Origin of the sequence: Frigidibacter sp. RF13 (genome assembly GCF_026626305.1) — a bacterium.
Taxonomy (GTDB): Bacteria; Pseudomonadota; Alphaproteobacteria; order Rhodobacterales; family Rhodobacteraceae; genus TMP-24.
Window position 1 is genome coordinate 205545 of sequence record NZ_JAPNUE010000002.1, and the last position, 11791, is coordinate 217335.

Sequence of the window (11791 nt, forward strand, 5' to 3'; positions counted from 1 at the left end):
GCCACCCCCCGGTCTGGCAAACGGAAGCGCCCCTATAGGGCCACGGGGGATCAGACGCAAGAACCGGCGGCGTCGGGTGTCAGTAACAAAGAACCCGATCTGCCTCTGCGGTCAGTCGCACGAGTTCGGGAGGTAGCGCGAATTGTACTGGCACCAGCGCTTCGTCGGGTGCGGTCATGCCGCGTGACTTTGCAGAGAGCCCGGACACGAAAATCGGAACACCTTTGGCGCTGAGCGCCTCGAGATGCGATTTAAGTGCACCTGTCCCGATTCCGACAAGGTTTTCGGCAACGGCCGACCGTACCAGTACCGAGGCGTCAGCGGCCAGGAAGAGAGTCACCTCGTGCCCTTCCTCCGCCGCGGTCTTGGCAATCAGAAAGCCGAGCGCCGCCTTGGAAGGGTTCTCATAGCCGGTCGTGATGTGGATCAGGAATTTCATCGCAGCCTCCCTTTCCTACGAGCGATCGCTTACTGTTCTGTTTTGTGGCAATCCGCCCTAGATCATACGGATCGCGTCCTTGTTGACGGCAAGCGTATAGCCCCGCCGCGCGATGTTCTTGACCAGAAGTTCCGAAACCATCTGGTTGCCCAGAGCATCCCTCAGCCGCTTGATCCGCATCGCGCCCGCCGCCTCGTCGCAATCGGCCTCGCGCTTGCCCGAGATCACCGATTCGATCTGGGCGCCGGTCAGGATATCGTCATCGAGCCGCGCCTCGGCGAGAACCGACAAGGTCTCGATCGCCGCCTCGGTCAGCTTGAATTCCATATCGTTCAGCACCACGGCATTCTCGCCCCGGCTGATCAGAAGCGAGGCGACCTGGATGCCCTGCTTCTGGATCGTCTCCATCCGCCGGTTCAGCGCGAGGATCATCACCAGGAACACCAGCGCGGCGATCAGCATCGCGGTCGAAAAGACCAGAAGCACGAAGATGATCATCCGGTAGCTGGTCAGCACTTCGGAAAAGGCAGTGCCGGACTGGGCGAGAATTTCCAGAAGCTTGATCTGGTCGCCGGTCGTCAGCGCGTCGTTCTGGATGAAGATCTGTTCAACGCGCGTGTTGAAGGCATTGGCATCTGGGAGCGAGGCAAAAAGGAGGATCGCGGCGACCAAGAGGATCGCGACAATGGCCGCAATACCCCACACCAGCACCCGATTGCCCGAGCGCAGCACATCCTTCGCAATCGTCACGGATTCGTTCACGCCGTCTTCCCCGAGCCGCAGGCAGCGTCGCCCTTAACCGGGGAGAATGGCGGTAATGGCCAGAAGCGTCCAGCCCTGCTGTGCCAGGATCGGCGCAAGTGCCGCCGCGGCAGCTTCCTTCGATCCGCAGGCGGCTTCGGGCAGGGTCGTCTGGCCGGCCTGAAGTTTCAGCGGATTATCCTGCTTGGCCTTGTATTTCACCGTGCAGTCGGCAAGCGCCGCGCCGCCGGTCAGCGCGATCAGCGGAAGCGCGAGAAGAAGGACACGAAGGGTTTGCATCGGGGCTTTCATGGGCGGAAACCTGCCTCTTCGCCCCTTGCTATGCAATAGCAAAGCCAACCGGCCCTGTCTGCGGCGGCGGTTATCCGATAGCCGGGCGGCGTTATTGCCCTCACCCGGCCCCGCCGCCACGTTTCTGGCAACGGCGCCGACCAAGGGCGCCTGGCCCATGCGACGCCAGCCCGCGCCGCGCCACGAAACGAAAGGACAAGCCGATGAAACGCCAGATGATCAGCCTTGCCGCCGCCGCCGCTCTCGCGCTTTCCGGCATGGCCGCCCCGGCACGGGCCGAGGACAAGGACGTGCTGAAGCTTCTTCTCGGTGCCGCCGCCGTCGGCCTTCTCATCAACCAGGTCAACAAGAACAAGAACAAGACCGACCGGGTGACGCGCAATCCCTATCCCTATGTCGGGGACGACTGGACTTACCAGGGCGACGACCGCAATCACAAGAAGGCGCGCTACATCCCGTCTGAATGCGTGATGGACGTCACCGTCGGCGGTCGCCTGCGCGAAGTGGTCTCGGCCCGCTGCCTCAAGGAATTCGGGCTGGCCCGCAAGGTTCCCGCCGAATGCGGCTTTGACATCCGCACCAGCGTCGGCACCCGCACGGTCTATGGGCCGCAGTGCCTGCGCGACTATGGCTATCGCATTGAACAGGCCCGTTACTGACAATTCCTTATCGAGTACGCCTTCGGGCATTTTCTGAGTGAAATTCAAACAGGGGCAATATCGAGCAGAGACCCCGGAGCATCCCCTGTCATTCGGGGTCTAGAAAGGCGGGTGTTGCCTCACCCGCCTTTCTTCTTGCCTTCATCCGGCCGACCGGCGAAGGGAGGGCATGGCAGAGCTTCCCGATCTTTCCTTCGAAGGGGCCGCGATGACGCGCGGCTTCACTCTCGTCGCCGGCGTTGACGAGGCCGGGCGCGGGCCGCTGTGCGGCCCCGTGGTCGCGGCGGCGGTGGTGCTTGATCCCGCACGCCTGCCGGCGGGGCTGAACGATTCCAAGAAGCTGAGCGAAAAGCGGCGCGAAACCCTCTATGCAGCGATCCGGGCGCAGGCCGAGGTCGGCGTCGGTCTCGCCTCGGTCGCGGAGATCGACGAGATGAACATCCTGCGCGCCAGCCATCTGGCGATGGTCCGCGCGATAGAGGCGCTGCCGCGCGTGCCCGGCCATTGCCTGATCGACGGCAACCTCCTGCCGCGCGGCTTGGTGCTGTCGGCAGAGGCGGTGGTGAAGGGGGATGCGCGGTCGATGTCGATCGCGGCGGCCTCGATCGTGGCCAAGGTGACGCGCGACCGGATTATGGTGGATTTGGCGCAACAGCACCCGGGCTACGGCTGGGCAAAGAACGCCGGCTACCCCACCAAGGACCATCTGGCAGCGCTTCGAAATCTTGGTGTGACCCCACACCATAGGCGTTCGTTCAAGCCCGTCCACAATATCTTGTATCAAGCAGAAATCATAAGTGCTTGATTCAAAAAAGAAATTGACGGCGAATCACTCCTGACTCATCTTGGACCCAACACCCGGCGTCAGACCGGAACGAGGCAGAGATGACAGTGACGACACAGAAAAAGGCGGCAAGCCTGCCGCTGAACCAGATCATTGCGGGCGATTGCATCGAGGTGATGCGCAGCCTTCCGGAAGGCTCGGTCGACCTCATATTCGCCGATCCGCCCTATAATCTGCAGCTCAGGGGCGATCTGCACCGGCCCGACAATTCCAAGGTCGACGCCGTCGATGACCACTGGGACCAGTTCGACAGTTTCAAGGCCTATGACCAGTTCACTAAGGACTGGCTGGCCGCCGCCCGGCGCATTCTGAAACCCAACGGTGCGATCTGGGTGATCGGTTCCTACCACAATGTCTTCCGCCTTGGCGCGGAGCTGCAAAACCAGGGCTTCTGGATCCTGAACGACGTTGTCTGGCGCAAATCGAACCCGATGCCCAATTTCCGTGGCAAGCGCTTCACCAATGCCCACGAAACCCTGATCTGGGCCTCGAAGTCCGAGGCGGGCAAATACACCTTCAATTACGAGGCGCTGAAGGCCCTGAACGAAGGCGTGCAGATGCGGTCGGACTGGGTGATCCCGCTCTGCACCGGCAATGAACGGATCAAGGACGAGGCAGGCGACAAGGCCCATCCGACGCAAAAGCCCGAAGCGCTTCTGCACCGCGTCATCCTTGGTACCACCAACCCCGGCGATGTCGTGCTCGATCCGTTCTTTGGCACCGGCACCACGGGCGCGGTCGCCAAGATGCTGGGGCGCGAGTTCATCGGCATCGAACGCGAGGCCGCCTATCGCGAGGCCGCCGAAAAGCGCATCGCGAAGATCCGCAAGTTCGACAAGGAAGCGCTGGAAATCACCGGATCGAAACGCGCCGAACCGCGCGTGCCCTTCGGCCAGGTGGTGGAACGCGGCATGCTCCGGCCGGGCGAGGAGCTTTTCTCGATCGGCAACCGCTTCAAGGTCAAGGTCCGCGCCGATGGCACGCTTGTCGGCAATGACGTGAAGGGCTCGATCCATCAGGTCGGCGCACATCTGGAAGGGGCGCCGTCCTGCAACGGCTGGACCTACTGGCATTTCAAGCGCGACGGAAAGATGGTGCCGATCGACCTTCTGCGCCAGCAGATCCGCGCCGAGATGGAGGCCGACCAGACCGGCCGCCCGCACTGAATATCACTCTGAATTCAAAGTTACCGCCGGTGCCTGTGGCCTGAACCACGGCACATACCTTGCCCCGCCGTAGCGATACGGCGGGGTCTTTCCTGTCAGGCGCCCGTCATTGCGAGCAGCTTACCTCGAAGACCGTGCTGCCGGGCGTATTGTTGACCCGGTAGCAGCGCTGGGTGCCGTTCTCATCGACGCAGGTCGTCCAGGAGGTGCCGTCGCCCTGATCCATCCAGGCGCTGCAGCTTTGCTCGGCCATTGCCTGACCGGCGCCCACCAGCAAAGCCAGGATGAGGCAGGCGAATTTCCGCGATCCCTTCATGGTTCTCTCCCCCTTCCGGTTCCAAGGACCAGACCGGAGCCATTCTACGCCGCCTTCGCCAAGGCACAACGGCGGTAAACCCTACCTGTCGCGCCTCAGCTCGCGCCTTTCGGCGAAGGCAGGCGGCCCTTGTTGTAATCCGCCCAATCGGTGATTTCGGGGTAGAACTGCCGCCGCCAGGCGCGGACCTTCGGGTTCATGACCCGCCGCCAGAGGGGCGGGATCAGCGCGAGCGTCGTCATCGCCGGATAGCCATAGGGCAATTGCGGCGCCTCATCGGTCCCATAGGTCTGCAGAAGCGGGAAGCGGCGGTCGGGCTTGTAGTGATGGTCCGAATGGCGCTGCAGGTTGATCAGGAACCAGTTCGTCGCCTTGTGCGCGGCGTTCCAGCTGTGGTGGGGCTTGATATGTTCGTACTTGCCCTCGCCCAGATATTTGCGGGAAAGCCCGTAATGTTCGATGTAATCCACCAGTTCCAGCTGCCAGATCGCCACATAGGCCTGGATGATGAAGAGCATCAGCCCCAGCCAGCCGCCGACCGCGAAGGCCGCGATCAGCGCCAGTGCCATCAGCGCCCCGTAACGCCAGAACGGGTTTGTCCGGTGGAACGGCCCGCGCCCCGCCCGCGCCAGCATCTGCTTTTCCGCCCGCCACGCCGACCCCGGCCCTTCGCGCAGGACGCGCAGGAAGAACCGGTGGAAATTCTCGTTATAGCGGGCAGACACCGCATCGCGCGGCGTGCCCACATAGCGGTGATGGACCAGAAGATGCTCGGTCCGGTAATAGCTGTAAAGCACAGTCGCCAGCAGCAGATCGCCCAGCCAGCGCTCAGGCGCATTCTTCTGATGCATCAGCTCATGAGCATAGACGATCCCCACCGCGCCGGTGACGATGCCCACGCCGAAGAACAGGCCGAACTTCTCCCATAGCTCCAAGGCATCGGTCTGTGTGGCCCACCAGAGCGCGCCGTAGATCACCATCGCCTGGATCGGGAACCATATGAGCGTGATGAGCCGATACCAGAAGAGCTTTTTCTCGGGCGTCTCCGTATCGGGATTTTCCTCGTTAATCCCGAGTGCGACGTCGAACAAGGGCAGCAGAACCCAGCCATAGACCGGCAGCGCCAGAAGCGCCCAGCCGCCCCGGGTGGCTGCAAGCCAGACGCAGGGCAAAAGCCCGAGCGACAGCCAGAAGGGCAGCGCGGCAAGCGGATGGGAAATGTCTTTCGCGTCGGACATGGACCCTCCCCGGACTGAGCGCAGTCTAGCGCCGCCGCCCCTTGCGCTCAATCGGCGCAGAAGCAGGGGACGCCGCGTCATGAACCTTCAGCATCACGGTCGGCAGCGCCACCGGGTCGAACTCGGACGAGGGCAGGAAGAAGCCCCGGTCGGGGTTGGCCCCCTGCGGCACGGTCGCCGTCAGGACGGTGAGCGTCAGATGGAAATGGGTGAAGGTGTGGCGCACCATGCCTTGGGTCTGCCAGTCGGCGGCAACCGGCGGCGCGGGCACGGGATCGGCCGACCACTCGCTTGTCGGCCAGCCGAGCATGCCGCCCAGAAGCCCCTTTTCCGCCCGCCGTTCCAGCAGCACCGCGCCATCGGCCCGGCAAACGACATAGGCAAAGCCACGTCGTTCGGGCTTTTCCGGCTTCGGCAGACGGCGCGGCAGGTCGGCGGCGATGCCAGCACGGCGACCAAGGCACCGCTCGGTGACGGGGCAGAGGACGCAGGCCGGGCTGCGCGGCGTGCAGATCGTGGCACCAAGGTCCATCATCGCCTGCGCGTGATCGCCGGGGCGCTTGTCAGGCGTCAGCCGGGCGGCGAGCGCCTGGAGCTCCGGCTTCGCCTTCGGCAGCGGGGTCTCGATTGCGAAAAGCCGCGCGACCACCCTCTCGACATTGCCGTCCACCACGGTGGCAGGCCGGTCGAAGGCGATGGCGGCGACGGCGGCGGCAGTATAGGGGCCGATGCCCGGCAGGGCCAAAAGCGTCTCTAATTCAGCGGGAAACTGCCCTTCGTGCCGGTCCACCACCGCCCGGGCGCATTTCAGAAGGTTGCGGGCGCGGGCGTAATAGCCAAGCCCCGCCCATTCGGCCATCACCTCTTCGTCCCGCGCGGCGGCAAGGTTCGCGACGCTCGGCCAGAGGGCAGTGAAGCGGTTGAAGTAGCCGTTGACAGCGGCGACCGTCGTCTGTTGCAGCATCACTTCCGACAGCCAGACCCGGTAGGGATCGGGCCGCTCGCCCCGCGCCCGCGCCTCCGGGCCGGTGCGCCAGGGCATGGTCCGCGCCGACCGGTCGTACCAGCCGAGAAGCGCCTCGCCCACCGCCGCCGTATCGACCCGCTCATTCGCCATACCCAAAACTCCCTCGCGCCCCTATGATGACGCCGACCCTTTCAGACGTGATCCGAATGAGCGCCGCTTCGCAACCCCCAGACAAGGACGATCCGACGCCGCGCCGCGACCGCCGTCTGCGCGGTTTTGAACCGGCGGCGGGGCTTCTGCGCGACCGGATCCGCAAGGCGGGCGAGACGCGCGGCTTTGCCCTGTCGCGGCTTCTGACCCAATGGGCCGAGATCGTGGGCGAGGAGGTCGCCGCCATCGCCCAGCCGGTCCGCATCGGCTATGGCCGCGAGGGGATGGGCGGCACGCTCACCCTTCTCGTGTCCGGCGCCGCCGCGCCCGTGGTGCAGATGCAGCTTCCGCGCATTCAGGAAAAGGTTAACGGCTGTTATGGCTATAATGCCATTGCCCGCATCACGCTGACCCAGACGGCGGCGGCGGGTTTCGCCGAGGGCCAGACCCCGTTCCGGCCGAAACCCGCCGATCCTGCCCCCGATCCGGCGATCCATGCCGCCGCCGAAGCACTTTCGCGTGAGGTTAGCGACGAAACCCTGCGCGCGGCGCTTGAAGCATTGGGGGAAAAAGTCTTATCTCGGCCCCGATCAAGGAAAGGCTGACCGATGATGAAAAAGCTTCTCGTTCCGGCGGTTACCGCGCTTGCCGCCGTTGGCGGCGCCTGGTGGTACGCAGGCTCCACCACGGCCGAGCTGACCACGCTCATCCCGCCTGCTTCGGCGCAGGAAAGCGCCACCACCAGTTCCGCCGTCTCGCTGGTGCCCGACATGATCCTCGGCGATCAGAATGCGCCGGTGACGGTGGTGGAATATGCTTCTTTCACCTGTCCGCATTGCGCGAATTTCCACGACACGGTCTATGACGAGTTCAAGAAGAACTACATCGACACCGGCAAGGTGAAGTTCGTCTACCGCGAGGTCTATTTCGACAAATACGGCCTTTGGGCTGCGATGGTCGCGCGCTGCGGTGGACCCGAGAAATATTTCGGCATCTCCGACATGCTCTATGACGGTCAGCGCGACTGGCTTGCCTCTGGCGCCGATCAGGGCATCGCCGACGAACTCAGGAAGATCGGCCTCAAAGCCGGCATGACCGCCGATCAGGTCAACGCCTGCCTGAACGACAATGAGCAGGCCAAGGCCATGGTCACGGCCTATCAGACCAATGCGACGAACGACAATGTGAAGGGCACACCCACCTTCCTGATCAACGGCGAATTGCATTCGGGCGAGATGTCTTATGCCGACTTCGCCGCCCTTCTCGACGCGGCGCTCGCCAAGTGACGCCACTTCAGGGTGTGAAGGTCGTCGAACTGGCGCGGATTCTGGCCGGCCCCTGGGCGGGCCAGATCCTCGCCGATCTCGGCGCCGACGTAATCAAGGTCGAGGCGCCCGAAGGTGACGATACCCGCCGCTGGGGCCCGCCCTTCATCGAACGCGACGGCGACCGGTCGGCCGCCTATTTCCACGCCTGCAACCGTGGCAAACGCTCGGTCATCGCCGATTTCCGCACCGAGGAAGGCCAGGCCTTCGTTCGTGATCTGGTGCGCGATGCCGATGTGCTGATCGAGAATTTCAAGGTCGGCGGGCTGAAGAAATACGGGTTGGATTACGACAGCCTGAAAGCGGTCAACCCGCGCCTCGTCTATTGCTCGATCACCGGGTTCGGCCAGACCGGGCCTTATGCCCATCGCGCGGGCTATGATTACATCATTCAGGGCATGGGCGGACTGATGTCGGTGACCGGCGATCCGGATGGCCAGCCGCAGAAGGTGGGTGTGGCGGTCTCCGACATCTTCACCGGCGTCTATGCCGCGACTGGCATTCTTGCGGCGCTGCATCAGCGCGACCGGACGGGCGAGGGCCAGCAGGTCGACATGGCGCTTCTCGACGTGACGACGGCGATCATGGCCAATCAGGCGATGAATTATCTGGCGACCGGCAGGGCGCCAGTCAGGCTGGGCAATGCGCACCCCAATATTGTGCCTTATGCGGTTTTCGATTGCGCCGACGGCTGGCTGATCCTCGCGCCCGGCAATGACGGGCAATTCGGCAGGCTGTGCGCGATCCTCGGGCTGGAGGGCGTGGCGGGCGACCCCAGATACCGCACCAACGCCGACCGCATCGCCAATCGTGTGGAGCTGACCGCACTTCTGAACGGTGCCACGAAGAGCCTCACCAAGGCCGACCTCCTGTCCGCCTGCGAGCGCGAGGGCGTTCCGGCGGGCCAGATCAATGACCTCTCCGATGTCTTCGCCGATCCCCAGATCGTCGCGCGCGGCATGAAGCGAGAGATAGACGGCATCCCCACCGTCCGCTCGCCCTTCACCTTTTCCGCCGCAGACCTGGCGCTTGACCGTCCCTCGCCGAGGCTCGGCGAGCATGATGCCGAGGTAAGGGCACGTCGGCGCGGCTGAGGCAAATTCCTTCGAAGGAATTTGTGAAAAGTCTTTGAAGACTTTTCGCCTCCGCTACCAGTTCAGGGCATCGAGTTGCGCATCGAGCGCCGAACCGTCCCCGATCCGCAGCCGGACGGGCAGCGCCAGAACTTTCGGCCGAAAATTCGCGGGCAGGCGGGCTGCGTCCTTTTCGGTCGTCACCAGTTGCGCCCGCCGCACGTCCGCCTCGGTCTCCAGCCGCTTCAGCAGGGCCGGCGTGAACGCCTGATGGTCGTCGAGCGGCTCCGCGCGGACCAGATCGGCGCCGAGCGACCGCAGCGTGGCGAAGAATTTCTCAGGATATCCGATCCCGGCGAAGGCGAGGACGCGCAGGCCCTGCCAGTCCATTCCGGTCTGCAAGGGCTCCAGCGCCCCGGTGATCAGCGGGCAGGGCAGCATCGCACCCCAGCGGGCGCGGAAATCCTGCTGCGCGCTGTCAGCCCCGATGGACAGCACCAAATCGGCACGGGCGAGGCCCGCCTTGACGGGCTCGCGCAGGGGTCCCGCGGGCAGGCAATAGCCGTTGCCGAAGCCCTTGGCGGCATCGACCACGACGATCGACAGATGCTTTCTCAAGGCCGGGTTCTGGTGTGCGTCGTCGAGAAGGATGGCCTGAGCGCCCGCCGCGACTGCGGCGCGGGCGCCCGCCGCCCGGTCCCGCGCAACCCAGGTCGGCGCGAAAGCTGACAGAAGCAGCGGCTCGTCCCCCACATCCGCCGCCACATGCCGCCGCTCATCGACCCTGACCGGCCCGGACAGGCGCCCGCCGTGGCCCCGGCTGACCACATGGGCCGCGATACCGCGCTGGGCGAGCCGTTCGGCAAGCGCGATCACCGTGGGCGTCTTTCCGGTGCCGCCCGCGTTCAGATTGCCGACCGAGATCACCGGCACGCCGGGATCAAAACCCGCCCCACCCCGTGCCAGCCTGCGGGCGGTGGCAGCGGCATAGGCAAGTCCAAGCGGCGCCAGAAGCCGGGCTTGCCAGCCGGGCTTGTCGGGCGGCGCGAACCAGAAATCCGGCGGCCGCGCCATCACTTCACCCCGACCCGCGCGGGCGCACCGCCGATAAGCTGACAGAGGGCGGCGGCGGTACGTTCGGCCACCTCAGCCCCGCTCGATGTCGCCGACCAGCCGTTGTGGGCCAGAGCCGCCGCCTTGTCCGGCGCGATCAGGTCGGCGATGGCGGCGCACAGATCCTCGGGCCCCGCAACGGCACGCGCCGCGCGCGCCTCGGCGAGCCGCGCGTAAGAGGAACCGAACCGCTCTGTCTTCGGTCCGTGCACGACCGCCGAGCCCAGAACCGCCGGTTCGAACGGGCAGCGCGTGCCCTCCGCACCCGACAGAGTGCCGCCCATGAACGTGACCGGCGCAAGCCGGTACCAAAGGCCCGCCTCGGACAGCCCGTCGGCGATCAGAACCTGCACCTCTTCGTCGGGCTCCTCCTCCTCGGCCCGCGTTGCGGAAACCAGGCCCGCGTCGGCGCATTTCGCCGCGATCGAGGGCGCGCGCGCCGGGTCGAGCGGCGCGATGATCAGAAGCAGCCGATGTGCATGGCTTTGCGCATGGACCTGTGCGGCGATCACCGCATCCTCTTCCTCTTCGGGGCAGGCCATGGCGAGCCAGACCGGCCGGGCGCGCAATTGCAGCGCCAGATCCTCGCGTTCGGCCTCATTGTAAGGCAGGGGATCGGTGCTTTCCTCGATCCGCCCGCCAAGCTCCAGCTTCAGCGCCTGCCCGCCGAGGCGCCGCAAAGCCGCCAGCCCCTCCATATTCTCTGCAAAGATCCGGTTGAACCGTCCAAGCACCGACCCGACCATCCCGCGCTTCCAGAAGGCGGTGCCTGAGCCCGCGCCCGCCTCGGCGAGGATCAGCGGCATCCCCCGGCCATGCGCCTCGGCAATCAGTGCCGCTGGCAAGTCGCGGCCCAGCATCAGCCCCGCGTCGGGGCTCCAATGGTCGAGGAAGGCGCGCACGGCGGGCAACCTGTCCTGCGGCGCCGGGGCCTGCAGCGCCTCCTCGGGAAGGGTGGGCAGGGCCACAGTTTCGGAGGTGATCAGAAGTGTCAGGCCCGGGTCCGTCCTCCGAAGCTCGCGCGCGATCTGGGCCATGGCCTCTGCCCGCCCGCCGCGTGCCAGATGCAGCCAGACGAGGCGGCCGTCGGGCCGGGGCGGCAGGTCTTCCGCCCGCCATCCGGCCTCCGCCCGCTCGGCGAGCAGAAGGTAAAGCCCAAGGGCGAGCGAACGGGCCATGGGGCCGTCAGAACCCGAGCTCTTCGGTCGGACCCGAGGCCTGCGCCTCGTCGCGCAGCCGGTGGAGATGGGCGATGAAATAGCGCATGTGGGCATCGTCGACCGTGCGCTGCGCCTCGGCCTTCCAGGCCGCGAAGGCGCTGGCATAATCGGGGAAAATACCCACGACATGGATTTTCGACACATCGCGGAAGACATTCTTGGCGGGGCTCACAAGCTCCCCTCCGAACACGAGATGCAGGCGTTGGGTCATGGGATGGTCCTTTGGCT

15 protein-coding genes are annotated in these 11791 nt (G+C 65.2%); 6 read left to right on the plus strand and 9 right to left on the minus strand.

From position 1 onward, the window contains the following. Positions 1-79: 79 nt before the first annotated feature. From OU426_RS06645 to OU426_RS06655, 3 genes are read right to left on the minus strand one after another with little or no spacing between them, the layout of a single operon-like run. The gene (locus tag OU426_RS06645; protein WP_267633146.1) at positions 80-439 is read right to left on the minus strand and encodes a DsrE family protein; all 360 of its coding nucleotides are present in this window, start codon (positions 437-439) and stop codon (positions 80-82) included. 57 nt (positions 440-496) lie between these two features. Beyond that, a complete protein-coding gene (locus tag OU426_RS06650) occupies positions 497-1201 on the minus strand; it encodes a winged helix-turn-helix domain-containing protein (protein WP_267633147.1) in 705 nt (234 codons plus the stop codon). Between the two features lie 33 nt (positions 1202-1234). After that, positions 1235-1480 carry a hypothetical protein gene (locus OU426_RS06655; RefSeq protein ID WP_267633148.1) on the minus strand — a complete coding sequence of 82 codons (246 nt, stop codon included), beginning with the start codon at positions 1478-1480 and terminating at the stop codon, positions 1235-1237. Between the two features lie 215 nt (positions 1481-1695). Here OU426_RS06655 and OU426_RS06660 point away from each other — a divergent pair, with 215 nt between their 5' ends. The 3 genes from OU426_RS06660 (at position 1696) to OU426_RS06670 (ending at position 4161) form a co-directional block, all read left to right on the plus strand. After that, complete coding sequence (locus tag OU426_RS06660; protein ID WP_267633149.1) at positions 1696-2151, plus strand: hypothetical protein; 456 nt, start codon at positions 1696-1698, stop codon at positions 2149-2151. A 169-nt stretch (positions 2152-2320) separates the two neighbouring features. Next, positions 2321-2956 carry a ribonuclease HII gene (rnhB, locus tag OU426_RS06665; protein WP_267633150.1) on the plus strand — a complete coding sequence of 212 codons (636 nt, stop codon included), beginning with the start codon at positions 2321-2323 and terminating at the stop codon, positions 2954-2956. Between the two features lie 80 nt (positions 2957-3036). After that, complete coding sequence (locus tag OU426_RS06670) at positions 3037-4161, plus strand: site-specific DNA-methyltransferase (RefSeq protein WP_267633151.1); 1125 nt, start codon at positions 3037-3039, stop codon at positions 4159-4161. Positions 4162-4267: 106 nt separating this feature from the next. Here OU426_RS06670 and OU426_RS06675 read toward each other — a convergent pair whose 3' ends face one another. The 3 genes from OU426_RS06675 to mutY all read right to left on the minus strand — a co-directional run bounded on the left by OU426_RS06675 (position 4268) and on the right by mutY (position 6832). Then, positions 4268-4477: a hypothetical protein gene (locus OU426_RS06675; protein WP_267633152.1), complete on the minus strand. Its 210-nt coding sequence runs from the start codon at positions 4475-4477 to the stop codon at positions 4268-4270. A 95-nt stretch (positions 4478-4572) separates the two neighbouring features. Then, positions 4573-5715, minus strand: coding sequence for an alkane 1-monooxygenase (locus OU426_RS06680; RefSeq protein WP_267633153.1), 1143 nt, complete (start codon positions 5713-5715; stop codon positions 4573-4575). Positions 5716-5740: 25 nt separating this feature from the next. Further along, positions 5741-6832: an A/G-specific adenine glycosylase gene (gene mutY, locus OU426_RS06685; protein WP_267633154.1), complete on the minus strand. Its 1092-nt coding sequence runs from the start codon at positions 6830-6832 to the stop codon at positions 5741-5743. Positions 6833-6888: 56 nt separating this feature from the next. On the opposite strand from mutY, the gene OU426_RS06690 reads away from it, so the two are divergent. Genes OU426_RS06690 through OU426_RS06700 form a run of 3 tightly spaced genes read left to right on the plus strand, consistent with a single transcriptional unit; the run spans position 6889 to position 9251 of the window. Continuing rightward, positions 6889-7437, plus strand: coding sequence for a DUF721 domain-containing protein (locus OU426_RS06690; protein ID WP_267633155.1), 549 nt, complete (start codon positions 6889-6891; stop codon positions 7435-7437). 6 nt (positions 7438-7443) lie between these two features. Next, entirely contained in the window at positions 7444-8118 is a 675-nt protein-coding gene (locus OU426_RS06695) for a DsbA family protein (protein ID WP_267633156.1), read from the plus strand. Then, positions 8115-9251 (plus strand): CaiB/BaiF CoA transferase family protein, encoded by a 1137-nt coding sequence (locus OU426_RS06700; RefSeq protein WP_267633157.1) that lies wholly within the window; start codon positions 8115-8117, stop codon positions 9249-9251. The genes OU426_RS06695 and OU426_RS06700 overlap by 4 nt, the downstream gene beginning before the upstream one ends. 54 nt (positions 9252-9305) lie before the next feature. Here OU426_RS06700 and lpxK read toward each other — a convergent pair whose 3' ends face one another. The 3 genes from lpxK to OU426_RS06715 are packed head-to-tail and all read right to left on the minus strand — an operon-like array spanning position 9306 to position 11774. Then, on the minus strand, positions 9306-10304 hold the full coding sequence (lpxK, locus tag OU426_RS06705) for a tetraacyldisaccharide 4'-kinase (RefSeq protein WP_267633158.1): 999 nt from the start codon (positions 10302-10304) through the stop codon (positions 9306-9308). Continuing rightward, positions 10304-11521 carry a 3-deoxy-D-manno-octulosonic acid transferase gene (locus OU426_RS06710; RefSeq protein ID WP_267633159.1) on the minus strand — a complete coding sequence of 406 codons (1218 nt, stop codon included), beginning with the start codon at positions 11519-11521 and terminating at the stop codon, positions 10304-10306. Before OU426_RS06710 ends, lpxK begins: the two co-directional genes overlap by 1 nt. Before the next feature lie 7 nt (positions 11522-11528). Beyond that, positions 11529-11774, minus strand: a complete 246-nt coding sequence (locus OU426_RS06715) for a DUF4170 domain-containing protein (protein ID WP_267633160.1) — start codon at positions 11772-11774, stop codon at positions 11529-11531. Positions 11775-11791: the final 17 nt, after the last annotated feature.